The 17,954-nt window shown below is 54.5% G+C and carries 11 protein-coding genes and 1 pseudogene; 10 read left to right on the top strand and 2 right to left on the bottom strand.

All coding sequences use genetic code 11. The features are described 5' to 3' along the window. The first annotated feature begins 81 nt into the window (after nucleotides 1–81). The 10 genes from ACE6ED_RS07815 to ACE6ED_RS07770 all read left to right on the top strand — a co-directional run bounded on the left by ACE6ED_RS07815 (nucleotide 82) and on the right by ACE6ED_RS07770 (nucleotide 14,865). The gene (locus ACE6ED_RS07815; RefSeq protein ID WP_410826687.1) at nucleotides 82–1,008 is read left to right on the top strand and encodes a glycosyltransferase family 2 protein; all 927 of its coding nucleotides are present in this window, start codon (nucleotides 82–84) and stop codon (nucleotides 1,006–1,008) included. Nucleotides 1,009–1,223: 215 nt separating this feature from the next. After that, a complete protein-coding gene (locus tag ACE6ED_RS07810; RefSeq protein ID WP_410826547.1) occupies nucleotides 1,224–2,630 on the top strand; it encodes an undecaprenyl-phosphate glucose phosphotransferase in 1,407 nt (468 codons plus the stop codon). Nucleotides 2,631–2,857: 227 nt separating this feature from the next. Next, nucleotides 2,858–3,739 carry a phosphatidylinositol-specific phospholipase C/glycerophosphodiester phosphodiesterase family protein gene (locus ACE6ED_RS07805; RefSeq protein ID WP_410826546.1) on the top strand — a complete coding sequence of 294 codons (882 nt, stop codon included), beginning with the start codon at nucleotides 2,858–2,860 and terminating at the stop codon, nucleotides 3,737–3,739. Between the two features lie 197 nt (nucleotides 3,740–3,936). Continuing rightward, nucleotides 3,937–4,662, top strand: a complete 726-nt coding sequence (gene pcrB, locus ACE6ED_RS07800; protein ID WP_410826545.1) for a heptaprenylglyceryl phosphate synthase — start codon at nucleotides 3,937–3,939, stop codon at nucleotides 4,660–4,662. 212 nt (nucleotides 4,663–4,874) lie between these two features. Next, a complete protein-coding gene (gene pcrA / locus ACE6ED_RS07795) occupies nucleotides 4,875–7,223 on the top strand; it encodes a DNA helicase PcrA (protein WP_410826544.1) in 2,349 nt (782 codons plus the stop codon). A 91-nt stretch (nucleotides 7,224–7,314) separates the two neighbouring features. After that, nucleotides 7,315–9,330 carry an NAD-dependent DNA ligase LigA gene (ligA, locus tag ACE6ED_RS07790; protein WP_410826543.1) on the top strand — a complete coding sequence of 672 codons (2,016 nt, stop codon included), beginning with the start codon at nucleotides 7,315–7,317 and terminating at the stop codon, nucleotides 9,328–9,330. Nucleotides 9,331–9,523: 193 nt separating this feature from the next. After that, entirely contained in the window at nucleotides 9,524–11,266 is a 1,743-nt protein-coding gene (locus ACE6ED_RS07785) for an alkaline phosphatase (protein ID WP_410826686.1), read from the top strand. 14 nt (nucleotides 11,267–11,280) lie between these two features. After that, a complete protein-coding gene (locus ACE6ED_RS07780) occupies nucleotides 11,281–12,003 on the top strand; it encodes an ABC transporter ATP-binding protein (RefSeq protein WP_410826542.1) in 723 nt (240 codons plus the stop codon). After that, on the top strand, nucleotides 12,000–13,523 hold the full coding sequence (locus ACE6ED_RS07775) for an FtsX-like permease family protein (protein WP_410826541.1): 1,524 nt from the start codon (nucleotides 12,000–12,002) through the stop codon (nucleotides 13,521–13,523). Before ACE6ED_RS07780 ends, ACE6ED_RS07775 begins: the two co-directional genes overlap by 4 nt. Before the next feature lie 13 nt (nucleotides 13,524–13,536). Next, complete coding sequence (locus ACE6ED_RS07770) at nucleotides 13,537–14,865, top strand: hypothetical protein (RefSeq protein ID WP_410826540.1); 1,329 nt, start codon at nucleotides 13,537–13,539, stop codon at nucleotides 14,863–14,865. Nucleotides 14,866–14,931: 66 nt separating this feature from the next. Here the strand turns inward: ACE6ED_RS07770 and ACE6ED_RS07765 are convergent. Beyond that, nucleotides 14,932–15,282 (bottom strand): annotated as a pseudogene (locus ACE6ED_RS07765) (molybdopterin-dependent oxidoreductase); the annotation flags it as partial. A 1,007-nt stretch (nucleotides 15,283–16,289) separates the two neighbouring features. Next, complete coding sequence (locus ACE6ED_RS07760) at nucleotides 16,290–17,534, bottom strand: MFS transporter (protein ID WP_410826539.1); 1,245 nt, start codon at nucleotides 17,532–17,534, stop codon at nucleotides 16,290–16,292. Between the last annotated feature and the right edge of the window lie 420 nt (nucleotides 17,535–17,954).

The following is a 17,954-nucleotide window of genomic DNA, read 5'->3' as shown; positions in this document are numbered from 1 at the left end:
CCTTCTGTTCCCGGGTCTTTTTTGTGCTATAATAGGTGTCGATAGATTACTATATTTGTCAGGAGCGTTCGCATCGTGGATATGGATGTCAGCTTGTTGATTTTGAACTACAACACGTGCCGCCTGACGGTGGATTGCCTGCGGTCGGTCTATGAGTCCGAGACGCGCTATACTTACGAGATTATTGTGATCGACAATCACTCACAGGATGATTCGGTGAAGGTGATCCGGGAGCAGTTCCCGGAGGTGAAGCTCATCGAGAATAAGGAAAATACCGGGTTTGCCAAGGCGAACAACCAGGGTATGCAGGCCGCTTCGGGAAGATATGTGCTGCTGCTTAATTCTGACACACTAGTGGAGAAAGACACGCTGGAGACGATGGTGTCCTTTATGGATGATCATCCGGATATTGGCGCATCGGGCTGCAAAGTAGTGCTGCCGGACGGAGCGCTGGACAAGGCGTGCAAACGCGGGTTCCCGACGCCGTCTGCTTCGTTTTACTATGCTTTTGGATTCAGCAAGCTTTTCCCGGATAATCCCCGGTTCAACGGCTATCAGCTGGGGTATCTGGATCCGGATCAGGAGTACCCGGTCGACTGTCTGGTAGGCGCCTTTATGCTGGTCCGGCGGGAAACGGTGGAGCAGGTCGGCGGGCTGGATGAGACGTTTTTTATGTATGGTGAGGATTTGGACTGGTGTTACCGCATCAAGCAAGCGGGCTGGGGGATTTATTATTATCCGCGGACCCGCATCATACATTTAAAAGGCGGGAGCGCCCGGCGCCGGCCGTTTAAGATTGTATATGAATTTCACCGTGCAATGATCTTGTTTCACCGGAAGCATTACCGGAAGCAGTACAATCCCCTCGTGAACGGGGCAGTTTACGCAGGTGTAGGCGTTAAATTCGCTCTCTCTCTGCTTGTGAATTGGTTGAGACCGGTGAAGCCGGCTCCGCCGCTGCGTCCGCAAACGGCTGTAAACGGTGAAACCGTACGGCGCGAAGGGTAATGCCGCAAACGGCTGTAAACGGTGAAACCGTACGGCGTGAAGGGTAATGCCGCAAACGGCTGTAAACGGTGAAACCGTACGGTGTGAAGGGTAATGCCGCAAACGGCTGTAAATGGTGAGACCGTACGGCGCGAAGGGTAATGAAGGTTAGCGAGGGAGGGATTCCCCGCCCGCGAATTTTTTAAATTGATCGATATGAATGCCGAGGTGACGTTATGATTCGCCGCAATCAGCGGTTTTTGACCCAACTCTATATCATCGCCGATTTCATCATCATTCAGCTGGCCTTTGTGGTGGCATGGTGGCTGAAATTCCGCAGTGGTTGGCTGATGTACGAGAATCCGCTGCCGATCGAATCCTACGGGTACTGGAGCGTAATTTATGCGCTGATTGCCGCTTTGACGGGTTTGATGTTTGGTCTCTATATCCCGAAACGCAAAAAGCGGTTTGCTGATGAAGTGCTGAAGATTTTCCAGATACATGTGTTTAGTATTTTCGTGCTGCTGGGCCTGATGTTTTTTGTCAAAGAAATTAACATATCCCGGCAATACCTGGCGATTTACATGGGGCTGAACGTTTTTGCCATTTTGCTCTACCGCTTTGTCTTGAAGCGAATGCTGAAGTCTTTCCGTAAAAAAGGCTTGAACCGCCAGTTTGTCCTGATCCTAGGTGCCGGTTCGCTTGGCAAAAAGTTTTACCATAACCTCGAGCAGTATCCTGAACTGGGTTATGAGGTGGTGGGGTTCCTGGATGACTACCATACGTGGGACGGGATTGAGGAACGCCGTTACAAGCCGGTGCTTGGCACGATTGATGAGCTGCCGGAGAAGCTGGAGACGCTGCTTATTGACGAGGTCATTTTGGCGCTGCCGCTGGATGCGCACCATAAATACCCGCGAATTATCGCAGCATGCGAAAAGGCGGGCGTCCGGACGCTGATCATTCCCGACTTTTTTGATTATTTGCCGGCCCGTCCGTATTTCGATAATTTCGCCGGGATGCCGATGATCAACGTGCGCGATATCCCGCTCGATATGGCGGGGAACCGAATCGCCAAGCGGATGTTCGATATTGTTTTCGCTGTTTTTGCCATCATTGTTACCAGTCCTGTTATGTTGGCAGTCGCAATTGGGGTGCGGCTCACCTCCCCAGGGCCGGTCATCTTCAAGCAGGAGCGCGTGGGGCTGAACCGCCGTAACTTTATGATGTACAAATTCCGCTCGATGAAAATGCAGACCGAAGAGGAAGAAGACCGCGGCTGGAGTACGCCGGACGATCCGCGCCGGACCCGGTTCGGCAGCTTTATCCGCCGGACGAGTCTGGATGAGCTGCCCCAGTTCTTCAACGTGCTGTTGGGGCATATGAGCGTGGTGGGCCCACGGCCGGAACGTCCTTATTACGTTCAGCAGTTCAAAGGCGAAATTCCCAAGTACATGGTTAAGCATCATGTCCGCCCGGGCATTACCGGCTGGGCGCAGAGCAACGGTCTGCGTGGAGACACGTCGATTGAGGAGCGGATCAAACACGATATTTTTTATATCGAGAACTGGTCGTTATTATTCGATATCCGCATTATTTTAAAGACGATTCGAAATGGTTTTGTTAACAAAAATGCGTATTAGTTCCGGTGGGGAGTATTTACAAATCACGTCTTCGTCTTCCTCCACCTAGTTAATCGGCAACCGTTGCACTAAGCTAACTCAGCCAGCGGAAGCCGGTCACTTTGCAGAGATGTTGGCCTGCACCCCATATTCCCTTCTTCTCCCGTTATGCCGAAGAGGCGCAGCGGGAGATTGTTTTTATCTAGGCTTTTTACATTTATTCACACAATATAAAGGAACCTGCTGCTATGAAAAAACTTACCGTATCGCTCGCCGTCCTGTTCGCTTTGTCTCTGCTCGTTGTGCTGTCCCTGTCCTTTTATGGCGGAAAGGAAAAGCCCGCTGTCAAAGAAGGACCGGCCGCTTACCGGATCGTAGCCCATGCGATGGGCGGGATCGAGCACCAACCTTACACGAATGCCTACGAGGCTTTTGTCGCCAATTATGAAAAAGGCACCCGCATCTTTGAAGTGGATTTTATGCTGAGTACGGACGGGTACCCGCTTGCCCGTCATGAATGGTCCGCCAATATGAGCAAGCTGCTGGGGCAAACCCGGACGCTTCCGGCGGAAAAACAGGATCAGCCGCTTAGCCGCAAAGAGTTTATGGGTACGCCGATCTTTGAATTTTATACTCCGCTTGACGGGGAACGGATCCTGGATCTGATGGAGCACTATCCTGATGCATACATTGTGACGGATACCAAGGAGGATGACGCCGGGTACTTGCGTCTGCTGAGGAAGCTTGCAGAGGAAGCCAAAACAAGAAATCCGGCCCTGCTGGATCGGGTGGTGCCGCAAATATATTCGCGGGAAATGTTGGCCCAGGTCAAAGACATTTATCCGTTCCCACAGGTGATCTATACGCTGTATGCTTCTGAGGATAGCGACGAAGCGGTGGTGGAGTTCGCTAAAAAAACGGGTGTATGGGTGACCATGGCCGATTCGCGCGCAACGGAGAAGTTTGTCGGCGATTTGATTCAAACCGGAACACAGGTTTATGTGCATACGGTAAACGATGAGGAACGGATTCGGGAGTTGAGCAAAATGGGGGTCAGCGGTTTTTACACCGATTACTTTTCAGAAGAAGACTTCAGCCGAATGCAAGGCCTCTCATCACTCAGCCGGTAATTAGGTAATTACATGGATCCATACAGCCACTTTTAAGAAAATAAGCGAAAAAACGTTCGTATTTTTTGGTATACTGGAAACAGCTTAAGTGGAACGATTTACGGTTTGACACCCCGCCTGCGGCTGCTATAGACTGGATGTACTGTTTTTTGGCGGCGCTCTGCCGGCGAAGTTACTAAGTAGTGGAGGAATGGTTGTTGGAACAGAAAACAGAACCGCGGGTATGGATTCAGGAATGGCGCCATGTCTTCAAGCTGGATCCGGACCGTACCCTTACGGACGAGATGCTGGATGCAGTGTGCCGTTCCGGTTCGGATGCGATAATGATAGGCGGCTCTACGGGAGTCACCTATGACAACACGCTGGAGCTGCTGACCCGGGTGCGAAGGTATAACCTGCCTTGTGCGCTGGAGGTATCAGACCTGGAGGCTGCTGTGCCCGGGTTCGATCTGTATCTGATTCCGATGGTGCTGAACAGCCCTGACCCTGCATGGATTGTGGGCCATCACCGCGTGGCAATTGAACGGTACGGTTATTTTATTCCGTGGGACCGGCTGCTTGCCGAAGGGTATGTTGTCATGAACGGCGATTCCGCCGTAGCCCGTCTGACCGGGGCGGATACGAAGCTTGAACCGGAAGGGGCCGCTGCTTATGCCCGTTTGGCAGACAAGCTGCTCTCTCTTCCGATTATCTATCTGGAATACAGCGGCACGTTTGGAGATATGGAGCTTGCCGCGGAAGTTTATGCAGCTGTAGAGAACGGCAGGCTGTTTTATGGCGGCGGTATCTCGGATGCGGCGGAAGCGGAGCAGGCGGCGGGCATATGCGACACCGTGGTCGTAGGGAATGCGGTGTACCATGACTTGGCTGGTGCGCTCCGCACGGTAGAAGCTGTGAAGAAGGTGCCGTTGCGGCGTGTATAACACCGTATATCATTAAGGGAAATCTCATTTCCTTTTGCTTATACATTATCCGTTTGTTTTTTTGCATTATTCGTCTGTTTATATGTTTCCAAGTTCCGTCGTACTGTTCAGAACTACTCTTAACGCAACACTCTTATATCAATTAAATAAATCCAAGTCGTCTTTATCCATCCAGCACCTCTTCATTATCAACGGAAAGGAGCATGTTTCGCATGCAAACCCTTAGTATACAGGAAGCCGTGTCACGGCTGAACCCGCCGCAGCGGCAGGCGGTTGAGACAACCGAAGGCCCGCTGCTTATCATGGCCGGAGCGGGAAGCGGCAAGACCCGGGTGCTGACTCACCGTATCGCCTGGCTGATTGCCAACCGCAAAGCGCCGCCATGGTCTATTTTGGCCATTACATTTACCAATAAGGCGGCACGCGAGATGCAGGAGCGGGTATCGAAGCTGGTTGGACCGGAAGGCCGCGATATTTGGGTATCCACCTTCCACTCCATGTGTGTGCGTATTTTGCGCAAGGACATCGACCGGATCGGGTTTACCTCTAACTTCTCTATTCTGGATTCCACCGATCAGCTGTCGGTCATCCGGAACTGCATGAAGGATCTGAACATCGATACCAAGAAGTTTGAGCCCAAAGCAATCCAGGCGATGATCAGCGCAGCCAAAAACGAACTGATCGAACCGGCAGCCTACGAACGCAAAGCGGGCGATTATCTGGAAGCCCAGGCGGCGAAAGTTTACGCTATGTACCAGAGACGGCTGAAGAGCAACAACTCGCTTGATTTCGACGACCTCATCATGGCGACGATTCAACTGTTCAAGGAAGTTCCTGAAGTGCTCGATTTTTATCAAAAAAAATTCAAATATATCCATGTGGACGAATACCAGGATACTAACCGTGCCCAATACATGCTGTGCCGCATGCTGGCCGATGCGCATCACCGGATTTGCGTGGTGGGCGACAGCGACCAGTCGATTTACCGCTGGCGTGGAGCGGATATCACCAACATTCTGAATTTTGAAGAGGATTATCCGGAAGCAAAGGTGATATTGCTGGAGCAGAACTATCGCTCGACCTCTACAATTCTGAACGCGGCAAACGGCGTAATCGCCAACAACAGCGGACGGAAACCGAAAAAGCTGTGGACGGACGCCGAAGAAGGGCCAAAAATCAAGGTATACCGTGCCGATTCCGAACATGACGAAGGGTACTTCATTACCGGGGAGATCAGCAAAAACGTCAAACAGGGACGGCGTTACCAGGACCATGCGATTTTGTACCGTACCAATGCCCAGTCCCGGGTAATCGAGGAAATTCTGATCAAATCGGATATCCCGTACCAAATCGTGGGCGGCATCAAGTTCTACGACCGTAAAGAGATCAAAGACCTGCTCGCTTACCTGCGTCTGCTGTCCAATCCGGACGACGACATCAGTTTGACGCGCATCATTAATGTGCCTAAACGCGGGCTCGGCGATACAACCGTGGCGAAGCTGGCGGCGGCTGCGGGGGAGCGGGGCGTGTCGATTTTCCGTGTGCTTCAGACCGTGGATGACCTCGGTTTTGCCGGACGTACGCGCAATGCGCTGGTGGATTTCTACGATATGATTGAGGCGCTGCACCGGATGACGGAATTCCTGTCGGTGACGGAATTGACCGAAAAAGTGCTGGAAATGTCGCAATACCGGATGGAACTGCAGCAGGAGAACACGATTGAGTCCCGTTCCCGGCTGGAGAACATTGACGAGTTCCTGTCCGTTACCATGGAATTTGAAAAAAATAACGACGACAAGTCGCTTGTATCCTTCCTGACCGACCTGGCGCTTATCGCCGACATTGACAGTATGAATGACGACGAAGACGACGACCGCGGCGACGCGGTGGTGCTGATGACGATGCACAGCGCCAAGGGACTGGAATTCCCGACCGTTTTTATTGTCGGCATGGAAGAAGGCGTCTTCCCGCATAGCCGGGCGTTCCTGGATAACGAGGAGCTGGAAGAAGAGCGGCGGCTCGCTTATGTAGGCATCACCCGGGCGGAGAAACAGCTGTTCCTCAGCTGCGCACGGATGCGCACGCTGTTCGGCCGGACGACGGCTAACGCGCCGTCCCGCTTTCTGGAGGAAATCCCGGAGGAGCTGAAGGAAGACACCGGTGGCACAGCCGACCGGTTCCGCCGGGGCGGCGACCCCGGCGGGGCATACGGCGGCCGAGGCTTTAGCGGCTCCCGCGGCGGCAACTTCGGCAGCCGGAGTACAGCGCCGGCAGCATCGGCTTCGGCCTTCGGCAGCGGCAGCTCCGCCAAGGCCACGACGGGCCGCGTCACGATGACGACCGGCGCGGCCAGCGCCCGGTCGGCTGCAGCACCGGCCGCAGCCGGAGCAGGCGGTTCCTTTAAGGCCGGCGACAAAGTCTCCCATGGCAAGTGGGGGACCGGAACCGTCGTAGCCGTGAAAGGAACGGGAAATGACACGGAGCTGCAGATTGCTTTTCCGGCTCCGGTGGGCGTGAAGCGGCTCCTGGCCGGTTTTGCTCCGATTACCAAGGTGGAATAATCCAGAAGACGGAGTGTAATTCGCTCTGTTTCGGTTTACGCTACTAAGAGTACAAGGCTCAAAGGAATTTATGACGGAGGGGATTGTTCGGATGGATGCCAGGCAGGCTATGGAAGAGCTTGTAGCGGAACTCAATAAATACAATTACCACTACTACACCCTGGATGCGCCGCTCGTAAGCGATAAAGAGTACGATGCGCTGTATGACCGGTTAACCGCGCTGGAAGCCGAAACCGGAATCGTGCTGCCGGATTCGCCTACCGTCCGGGTCGGCGGAGAAATTCTGAAGGGTTTTGCGCCCCACCGCCATCTGGCTCCGCTGTGGAGCTTGGACAAGGCGCAGAACATTGAACAGCTCCGGAACTGGAATGCGCGTGTGCTGCGGCTGGTTAACGACTACAACACCAAAAATCCGGATAACCCTCTCCCCGAGCCGTGTTATGCCGTGGAATTAAAGTTCGACGGGCTGACGCTGAACCTCACGTACCGGGACGGCGAATTGGTGCAGGCCGCTACGCGAGGGAACGGGGTAACCGGGGAAGGCATTCTCGCTCAGGTGAAGACGATCAAATCGGTGCCGCTTACCATTCCGTTCAAGGACGGTGTGATTGAAGTTCAAGGCGAAGGCATCATGAATTTGTCGGTGCTGGAGGACTATAACAAACGGGCCGCGGAACCGCTGAAAAATGCCCGGAATGCCGCCGCGGGCGCGCTGCGTAACTTGAACCCCAAGCTAACCGCCGAACGCAGGCTGAATGCTTATTTTTATAACGTTGGTTATGCTGAGGGCATCCAGTTCAAGGACCATCAGGAGATGATGGGATTCCTGCGCGACAACCGGTTTAAAGTGAATCCGTATCTGACGTATTTCTCGAAATTTGACGATGTGACCGAACAGCTGGCGGAGATCGAAGAAGGCCGCACGAAGCTGGATTATCTCATCGACGGCGCGGTAATCAAAGTCACCGACTTCCGCATCCGCGAGGTGCTTGGTTACACCGACAAATTCCCGCGTTGGGCGGTTGCGTACAAATTTGAAGCCGAGGAAACGACAACCGTGCTTAAGGGTGTCAGCTGGAACGTGGGACGTACCGGCAAGGTGACGCCGCTTGCGCGGGTGGAGCCGGTGGAGCTCGCCGGGGTGACTGTGCAGAACTGCACGCTAAACAATGTGGGCGATATTGAACGCAAAAATCTGAAGCACGCGCTCGGAACCCGGGTGTTCATCCGGCGGTCCAACGACGTCATCCCGGAGATTTTGGGCAAAGTGACCGAAGAAAGCGACGGCGAGGAGATTATCTATCCGACGCATTGTCCTTCCTGCGGGTTCCCGCTGGAGCAACGGGGGGCGCATTTGTTCTGTAACAACAAGCTGAACTGCAAACCTCAGATCATCGGACGGATTACGCATTTTGCTTCCCGGGACGCCATGGATATTGAGACGTTCAGCGACAAAACGGCGGGTCAGCTCTACGATGAACTGAGCGTGCGGGAGCCGGCCGACCTGTATGAACTGAAACTGGAGCAGCTGGTGAAGCTGGAGCGGTTCGGCGAGAAAAAAGCGGCGAATTTGCTGCAGGCGCTGGAAAACAGCAAAGACAGAGATCTGGCATCCTTCCTGTACGCCTTGGGTATTCCGAATACGGGCAAGGCGACCACCCGGATGCTGGCGGAGCATTTCCGCAGCCTTGACAAAGTGATGGAAGCAACGGCGGAAGAGCTGGCGGGCCTGCCTGATATCGGCGGAATTGTCGCCGAAAGCATTGTCGGTTATTTTGCTGATCCGTTTATTCTGAATGGGATCCAAAGACTGCGTGAGCTGGGGGTTGAACCCAAGGTGGAAGCTCCGCGTGAAGTGGTGCAGGACTCGGTGTTCAGCGGCAAAACGGTGGTGCTCACAGGCACGCTGCACCGGCTGACCCGGGACGAAGCAGCGGACAGACTGGAGGCGCTCGGCGCCAAAGTGTCCGGCAGCGTCTCAAAGAAAACCGATTACGTTATTGCCGGAGAGAAAGCGGGCAGCAAGCTGACCAAAGCGCAGGAGCTCGGCATTACGATTATTGACGACGAGGAAGAACTGCTGCGTTTGCTCCAAATGGAATCCTGATCGGACAGAAGATGCACATAAACAGTTGATAAAAGACGTTTCTCATGCCTACAGGGCGGGAAACGTCTTTTTTATATGCTGAAAGTAAATATTTAACAATGAATTGATCTTCATTTGATCATCCTTTAATGCTTTCCCATTACGATGATTACGAATATATTTCCTACGCGGAAGGGGAATTACCTTGAAACCAATGCTTCGAACTCTTTTGGCTGGCGGCCTGGCGCTGTCCGTCGTTTCGGCCGGTACATACGTTGGCGCGGCAACAGCTCAACCAAAAGCTGCCAAGCCCCAAGCCGCTGCACCCGCAGCGTCCCAGAACAAAGCAGCCTCTAAAAACCTGATCGTGCTTATCGGCGACGGCATGGGTCCGGCGCAGGTCTCGGCGGCCCGGTATTACCAGCAGTATGACAAAAAAGTGAATCACCTCAACCTGGACCCTTATTATGTAGGCCAAGCAACAACCTATGCAGACCGCGGGGAAGACGGCGGCAAAGTTGTCTCAGGCATTGTAACCGACTCGGCTTCGGCCGGCACCGCTTTTGCTACAGGGCACAAAACCTACAACGCAGGCATCAGCGTCTCGAATGAAGACGTAAGTAAACCGTTTGCCTCCGTAATTGAAGCTGCCGAAGCCTCCGGTAAAGCAACCGGCCTGGTAACGACGGCCCGGATTACGCATGCGACGCCGGCTGTGTATGCCTCTCACGTCCGCAACCGCGATAATGAAGCGGCTATTGCTTCCCAGTACCTGGACAGCGGAGTGGATGTGCTGCTGGGCGGGGGCAAGCAGTTTTTTGTCACCAAAGATGAAAAAGGCAAGCGCACCGATAAAAACCTGCTCGGCGATTTCAAAGCCAAAGGCTACCAGGTCGTGGAATCGGCAAACAATCTGAAGGCCGTACCGGCCAAAGAAGGAACCAAAGTGTTGGGTCTCTTCGGAAGCTCCCATGTCGCTTATGTGCCGGACCGCACGCCGGAAACGCCGAGTCTTGCAGCTATGACGTCGAAGGCGCTGGATATTTTGTCCAAAGATAAAGAAGGATTTGTCATGATGATTGAAGGCGGCCGGATCGACCATGCCGGGCACGCTAACGATCTGCCGACTATGGTGCAGGAAACGCTGGATTTTGATGCGGCTTTCAAAACGGCGATCGAATTTGCCAAAAAAGACGGCAATACCTCCGTCGTAGTTACGGCGGACCACGAAACCGGCGGTTTGTCGCTCTCTCGCGACAACATTTATGAGCTGAACATGGACCTGTGGGATAAGCAAAAGCATTCGTCGGAGAGTCTGGCCAAAACGCTGGAGGAAGCGCAGACGCCGGAGGATATCCGCAAAATCGTCCAGGAAAATACCTGGATTACGGATCTGTCCGATGAAGAAGTACAGCAAATCATGGCCGGCGACGGCTCATCCTACAAACGCGAAGGTGCGTACAATGCCGTGATCTCGAAACGTCTGCTGGTTGGCTGGTCTGGCCATGGCCACTCCGCCGTCGATGTAGGGGTTTGGGCTTACGGGCCAATTGCCGACAAAGTCAAAGGCCAAGTGGACAATACGCAGATCGCTAAAGCCGGAGCGGCTGTCGTGGGTGTCGATTTGAACAAACGTTCTGAGGAGCTTCAAGCTCAATATATCTATCCAAAATTTAAAATCAGCCGTGACAACGAAGTGCTGTATCCGGCGAAGGCGTTAACCGCAGCGCTTGGCGGAGCTGCCAAGGAGAACGGGGGCGTGCTGAAGCTGACGATCAGCAAAAATACGGCCGATATCGACCTAAACGGCAAAAGCGCAAAGCTGAACGCCAAAGCCGCCGCTTACACGGTAGATATCGATAACGGCACGGTGTATTTGCCGCTTGAGGCGTTTAAGCAGCTGTCCGGCCGCAGCTTGGCTTGGGATTCGCTGTCCGAGCGGATTGCGCTGAAGTAGCGGAGAGCCTGCGGATGCTGTCCTTACATCAAGTAGAAAAAAGCTTTAGGATCGACGGCCGTGCCGTCCCGATCCTGAACATTCCGGAATGGAAGGTGGAAGCAGGGGAGCAGGTGGCAATTACCGGGCCAAGCGGGTCCGGTAAGAGCACCCTGCTTCACCTTGTTAGCGGCCTGCTCCGGCCAGACCGGGGCGAAATCCGCGTCGACGGGCAGGCGCTGGAAGGGCTGAAGGAATCCGAGCTGGACCGTTACCGTGCCGGGAAAATCGGTTATGTGCTGCAGAATTTTCATCTCATTCCCTCGTTGACGGCCAGACAAAATATCGAGCTGGCGCTGGCCGCCCGCCTTTCTTCCGCTGAGCGGAAAAGGCTGGTGGACGGGTGGCTGGAACGGGTAGGGATGCGGAACCGTGCGGAGCATCTGCCTTCCCAGCTCTCGCGGGGACAGCAGCAGCGGATTGCCATTGTGCGGGCGCTGATCAACGAACCGCTGCTGGTGCTTGCCGATGAGCCTACGGGAAGCCTGGACTGGGAATCGGCCGACACGATTGCCGAGCTGCTGCTGGAGCTGAGCGGCAAAGAAAACCATACGCTCCTCGTGGTTACGCACGACCGCAATCTGGCCCGGCGTTTCCCCAAAAGTGTCGATATTTACGACATTAACCGGCTAAAGCCGCCGGGGTACGGAGAAAAGCTGCGTCTGCCGCGCACCGTTCCGGAAGAAGGTGTCATATGAGCCTGATGAAGCTGATGTTCCGTAATCTGCTGCACCGCCGGTTTTTGTCCCTGCTTACGGTATGTGCGGTTGCGCTGACGGTGGCTTTTATCGTGTTATTTCTCCTGTCGAGGGAAAGTGTCGAACAAGGTGCGGAGCAGGGGTACGGCCCATATGATCTGGTTATCGGGGCCGAGGGCAGCGAAACCCAGCTGGTCTTGAACACGTTTTACCATATCGGCGCGCCTACCGGGAACGTTCCGGCGCAGACGCTGGACCAGGTAAGGTCGGATGAAGGGGTCAAAGCGGCCTACGCGATGACCACAGGGGACAACTACAAGGGATTTCCTGTCGTGGGGCTGGACGCGGAGTATTTCCTCACCCGTTATGGAGACCGTAGCTTGCAGGAAGGTTTTTTGTATGGAAAAACGGGTGAAGCTGTGATCGGGTATTATGCGGCGCGTGAGCTTGGCCTGAAGCCGGGCGATACGTTTACCGGATCGCATGGGTTGGTCCAGGATGAGGGGCATGGCTTGATCCAGGATGAAGGGCAGCCGCAAGCTCGTCCTGAAGGCCATTCGGAATCGCAGCCTGCCTCCAAAGCGGAAGCAGGCATTGCTCTGGCAAACGGTCATGAATCTGAAGAGCACATGGCCTCGGGCACGGGGACAGACAGTCATGAGTCTGCGGATCACATGGCTTCGAGCACTGAGAAAGACGGGCATGAGTCTGCGGAGCACATAGCTTCAGGCACGGAGAATGACGGGCATGAGTCTGCGGATCACATGGCTTCGGGCACGGAGAAAGACGGGCATGAGTCTGCGGAGCACATGGCCTCGGGCACGGAGACAGACAGTCATGGAGAAGGCGAAGCTCATAGTCACGCCAGTTTTGTCTACACCGTAGTGGGGATTCTGCCGCCGCTGAATACACCGGATGACCGGGCGATTTTTACCACGGTAGATTATGCCTGGGCGGTACACGGCTTGGCTCCTGAAGAGCGGGAATTAACCGCCATCCTTGTGCAGCCGTCCAGCCTGCTGGGTGTTCACGCGTTGAAGGAATCATTTGAAGCCGGCAGCGGCGTTCAAGCAGTCTATACGAGTAAAGCTGTGTCCGATGTGCTGAATGTGGTCGATCAGGGCTCGCGGCTGCTCGAAATCGTATCAGGATTGTGTGTGCTGCTGGCCGCACTGACCATTTTGCTGTCGCTGGTTGCGGCGGCTGGTGAACGAACAAAGGATGCCGGGCTGCTGCGGCTGCTTGGCAAATCAAAATCGTATGTATGGACCACGCTGGTCGGTGAAGGATTGCTGTTAACGGCAACCGGCCTGCTGATCGGAATGGCTGCCGGTCACCTGGGGGCCTTTTTGCTGAAGGATACACTGTTTGCACAGACCGGTATTCAGCTTGCGCCGTTTCATTGGACAGGAGGCCACTTGGCTGTTGCTGCCGGAACACTGGCTATTGGACTGCTGTCCTCGGCCTTGCCGGCGTTTAAGCTGTACCGCCTTCAGCCGCTGTCATTGTTCAAATCCTAGGAGGGTTCATCACGTGAGAGAACTAAGGGTAAGCAGGATGCTGGTTATCGGAGCGATGGCAGCGATGCTGCTGCAGGGCTGCGGGGCAGATGACGGCACAGCAGAGAAAAGCGGTTCATTTGCTGCGGCGGAAAGTGGGGCTGCGGAAACGGCTGAAACGGTGGAGGCTGCCGGTGCTGTGGATTCTAGCGGCACAGCAGGGGTTAACGGTGCAAACGAGCCCAGCGGTACAGCGGGGGCTAACGGTGCAAACCAGCCTAACGGTATAGTCGAAGATACCGATGTAGTGAAAAGTGCCGGAACGCAGGCGACTTCCAGGCACCCGCTGCCAGATCCGGCAGCGGAGAAGGCGGTGCCTGCAGCCCCGGCTGCAACGGAGGCGGCTGGCGTGAACGCGGCCGAAACAGGCTCATCGGCGGCTGCTTCGGCCGCGCCAGAACTGTCCGCGTCCGCAGAGGCAGCGGGGCCATCCGGCCCGGCTTCGCCTGCGGCGGGAGCTGCGGCAGACGGCGGGGCTCCGTCCACGGCGCCGACCGAGTCTCCGGCTGCGGAACCGTTGGCTTCCGCTGGGCCGTCGCCGGCAGCAGCGCCGAAGGCGCCAGGCCGCGGAGCCGGCGCTGCGGCCGGACGCTCTGCGGCTGCGCCTTCCGCTCCGGCCTCCGCCGATGCCCGGCAAGCGCCGCCGGCACAGCCGGAGGACACCGCATCCGGCCGGAAGCCCGCGCCGCAGCCTTCTGGCGCTTCCGGCGCCAAGGCCGCCGGCATGCCGCAGGCGAAGCCGCACGGCCAGTCGGCCGGATCGGCAACGCCGTCCTCCCGGCCGGCTAAAGCGCCGCAGGCACCCGCAAGCGGACTGGCGTCGGCGGCCCCTGCGCCCGGCTCCCCGCCGTCCATCCCGCCCCAGTCCGCCGTACCCAGTCCGGCTGCAGCTGCCAAGCAAGCAGCGAAGCCAGCGTCCAAAGCGGACGGGAAGCGGGCGGGCGAAACTGCGATCGGCTGGTCCGAGTTTTTTGACGGGGAAGATCAGACCCGGCCGTCCGAGCGTTTTTGGGATTTAAGCGGCAGCCAGGTAACGATCAAGGGATTTATGGGCGAGGTGCTGTCTTTTGACAAACACTGGTTCCTGCTGATCCCTGAGCCTGGAGCGGAATGCCCTTTCGACAACGGCGATGAGACATACTGGAATAAAATCATGATCGTATTTGTACCGGACAGCGTAAACCTCCGCTACAAATCGGGTCCGCTACAGATCACAGGGAGATTGGATGTAGGCATCAAAATTGACGAGTCGGGCTACAAAACGATGTTTCGTCTATACGATGCGTCATTTAAAGAACTCTGATGCACGATTAAAACCAAACGGCTGTTTGAACCGGCAAGTTCCCGGACAAACAGCCGTTTTAATTTTTTATGCGCGGGCACCCGGCAGCCAGGCATCCTTGTCGTATCCCCGTTGTTCCCAATACCCGACATGGTCTTCGGCAATCAGCTCGATGCGATTCAGCCACTTCACCGACTTATACGCATACATTTGAGGCGTAACCAGCCGCACGGGCCCGCCTAGTTGGTTGGAAATCGGCCGGCCGTCGTAAAGCACGGCGACCATCACATCCTGCATTTGAGCCTGCTCAAGTGTCAGCGAGTCGGTGTATACCCCGTCGCCGGAATAAAATTTGACCATTACAGCTTCCGGTCTGACTCCCGCCTGATCCAGCATCTCGCGCAGCGGGATGCCCTCCCACGTGTATTGATAGACCGACTGCATAATCTGCTTGAACTGCAAATACTGTACATCGCCAGCGGCCAAAAGCAAGCCCGAACCTACAAGCTGCAATCATTGACTGAATAGGTAGTAGGTAATAGGGTAAATGGTATGGGCCCATACAACTTAATATAACTTACCCATGAGCCGGACTCAGATTCCGCTATTCTCTATATTATCTCCGTAACATGAGAATGCAGGACTCAGATTCCACTATTTGAGCAGCAGCACCTTATTAAAACGCTGTTCACGGCTATTAGCGGAACTACAGTCCGTGAACTTACGAATAAGCGCAAAACTAAGCGAATAGCGGAACTACAGTCCGTGAACTTACGAATAAGCGCAAAACTAAGCGAATAGCGGAATTACAATCCAGCTTGGCGGAGCTGCCCGACTAGCGGAGTTACAGTCCACTTTGGGGGACTGCCTACATCCTACAATCTAATACATGCAGACTAACTAACATTCTCTAGCCTGTAGATATCCTGTCACTCGCTTACTTTGTCCGAAGCCACCACCATAGTGCCTTTTGGAATAACAGTGTCTATAAAGACAGCAGCCAGCCGATTCAGTGTTACCTTGCAGCGGCAACATCGTTTCTTGCGGATGAGAGAGTGGGAGGTGGTGACCATAGGACAACCGCTTATGGGAAATGACGATAACGCTCTGGAATCTTATAGTTTGGTTCCCTATATAAACGCACTTTCACCACTTCTTACTGCTAGGGAATCAATTCAAAGCTATCGCTGCGGTCAACTTCGCCAGAACTCTTGCAAGGGTTGTTCTACTCTTGGAGAGCGCAGCTCCCATGCAGATATTTTACCTACTCTCTGCTGGAATCCAGCACATAGTAGGACTCAGTTTCCGGTTGTTGCCCCAGGGCAAGCGCTATGATGAATGCCGCCAGATGATCCACACGGAAAAGCGGCAGCCAGTCCCCATTTACTTCCGGTAAAACGGCCTCAGCTTGTTACGGACCGCGATGACGCGATGGATAGTGAACTCTACTCGGCCGCCCATTCGTCCAATTTATGGTCATTCGGCAGCAAAAGCGCCAGCAAACCAAGCAGAGGCAGGAAACCGCAAGCCACAAATACCTGAGTGATGCCTAGCCGGTCGATCAGATTGCCAATAACCAGCGAGCCAATTCCGCCTAGTCCAAAAGCAAGGCCGGTGATCAGTCCTGACACGGTACCGATATTGCCGGGATGCAGCTGCTGGGCATAAATAACGGTCACCGAAAAGCTGGACAGCAGGACGAACCCCCCGATGGCAAGCAGAACGACAGCCCAGAACTGATTAACAAAAGGCAGGGCGAGCGCAAACGGTACAGTGCCGACCATTGAAAATAAAATCAGGTTGCGGCGTCCGTAGCGGTCCGCCAGCGGTCCGCCAAAGAAGGTGCCCACTGCTCCGGCAGCCAGGTAGATAAAGATGTACACCTGTGCATCATCGAGCGGAAGGCGGTATTTTTCCATTAAGTAAAAGGCATAATAGCTGCCGATCGCCGCACCGTACCAGGAACGCACAAACACCAGAAATACGAGGATGACTGTTGCAGCCAAAATGCTTTTGCGGCGTGCAGGGTCTAAACTGCGGGCGGAGGAAGCACGGGTCTTGAAGGTATATCCCGCCTCCAGCATTTGTTTGTACCAGCGGGCCACATAGGCTTGAACAGCCACTCCCGCAGCCGCGATGACAGTAAAGCCAAGTGCGCCGATCTGGCCGAAAGGGATGAAAATCCATTTGGTAAGCATGGGTCCCAGGGATTGTCCGGCATTACCGCCCACCTGAAAAATCGATTGGGACAAGCCTTTTCGCAGTCCGGCAGCCATATGCGCCACCCGCATGCCTTCCGGATGAAACGTGGCTGATCCGAGACCAACAAGTACGACGGACAGCAGAACCAGCCAGTATTGGTGGGCATAGGCCAGCAAAAAGACGCCCGCTAAGGTGCAGCACATTCCCAGCGGCAGGAGAACCGGTCTCGGTTTGCGGTCGGCCGCATACCCGATCACTGGTTGGATGACGGAAGACGTGACGTTCAGGGTGAACGAGATCCAGCCGATTTGGGCGAAGGTCAGATACAAGTTATCTTTTAAAATAGGAAAGATAGCAGGGATGACGGCTTGGATGGAATCATTAAACAGATGGACAAAACTGACGGCCAATAAAATACGGTACACAGTGGCCTGCTGGGCATTACGCGCCGCGGCTGGCGACAACGGCGGAGACGATGGTTTGTTCATGTTCTCTCCTAACTATCCGCTTTAACTCTCTTCATCTAATATAAACAGACGGGAGGGAGCAGATTGATTTTCGTTTCGGCGGACTAGTGCCGGCCGTATAATTAAGACAATGACCTTAACTTACCCCCTTTCTTTAGAAGGTGCAACAGGAGAATTGGAGGTCTTGAAAGACTGCCTAAATTTTCATGCGATTAAAGGGTTGCTTAATAGAATAGGGAGTGGTATATTATTTCTTGTCGCTTGCGGCGGTTGCTAAATCGCTTGGCTGAAAAGCCAAAAAACAAGTTGACATGATAGTGAAAAACATGATATACTCTAATTCCTGTGATTGACGAGATATATTTTCGTCATCAGGGCAAGTTCTTTGAAAACTGAACAAATGGAACGCGTTGTTATTATAGATTCATTATTGATTATGAA

It is taken from the genome of Paenibacillus nanchangensis (assembly GCF_046543445.1).
In the GTDB taxonomy this organism is placed as follows: domain Bacteria; phylum Bacillota; class Bacilli; order Paenibacillales; family Paenibacillaceae; genus Paenibacillus_AQ; species Paenibacillus_AQ nanchangensis.
This window is presented reverse-complemented; position numbering and strand designations above follow the sequence as displayed.

Excerpts from the sequence above, each read along its gene's own strand:
- ACE6ED_RS07815 (WP_410826687.1), top strand. The coding sequence starts at position 82 with ATGGATGTCAGCTTGTTGATTTTGAACTACAACACGTGCCGCCTGACG.
- ACE6ED_RS07810 (WP_410826547.1), top strand. The coding sequence starts at position 1,224 with ATGATTCGCCGCAATCAGCGGTTTTTGACCCAACTCTATATCATCGCC.
- ACE6ED_RS07805 (WP_410826546.1), top strand. The coding sequence starts at position 2,858 with ATGAAAAAACTTACCGTATCGCTCGCCGTCCTGTTCGCTTTGTCTCTG.
- pcrA (WP_410826544.1), top strand. The coding sequence starts at position 4,875 with ATGCAAACCCTTAGTATACAGGAAGCCGTGTCACGGCTGAACCCGCCG.
- ligA (WP_410826543.1), top strand. The coding sequence starts at position 7,315 with ATGGATGCCAGGCAGGCTATGGAAGAGCTTGTAGCGGAACTCAATAAA.
- ACE6ED_RS07785 (WP_410826686.1), top strand. The coding sequence starts at position 9,524 with ATGCTTCGAACTCTTTTGGCTGGCGGCCTGGCGCTGTCCGTCGTTTCG.
- ACE6ED_RS07780 (WP_410826542.1), top strand. The coding sequence starts at position 11,281 with ATGCTGTCCTTACATCAAGTAGAAAAAAGCTTTAGGATCGACGGCCGT.
- ACE6ED_RS07775 (WP_410826541.1), top strand. The coding sequence starts at position 12,000 with ATGAGCCTGATGAAGCTGATGTTCCGTAATCTGCTGCACCGCCGGTTT.
- ACE6ED_RS07760 (WP_410826539.1), bottom strand. The coding sequence starts at position 17,534 with ATGAACAAACCATCGTCTCCGCCGTTGTCGCCAGCCGCGGCGCGTAAT.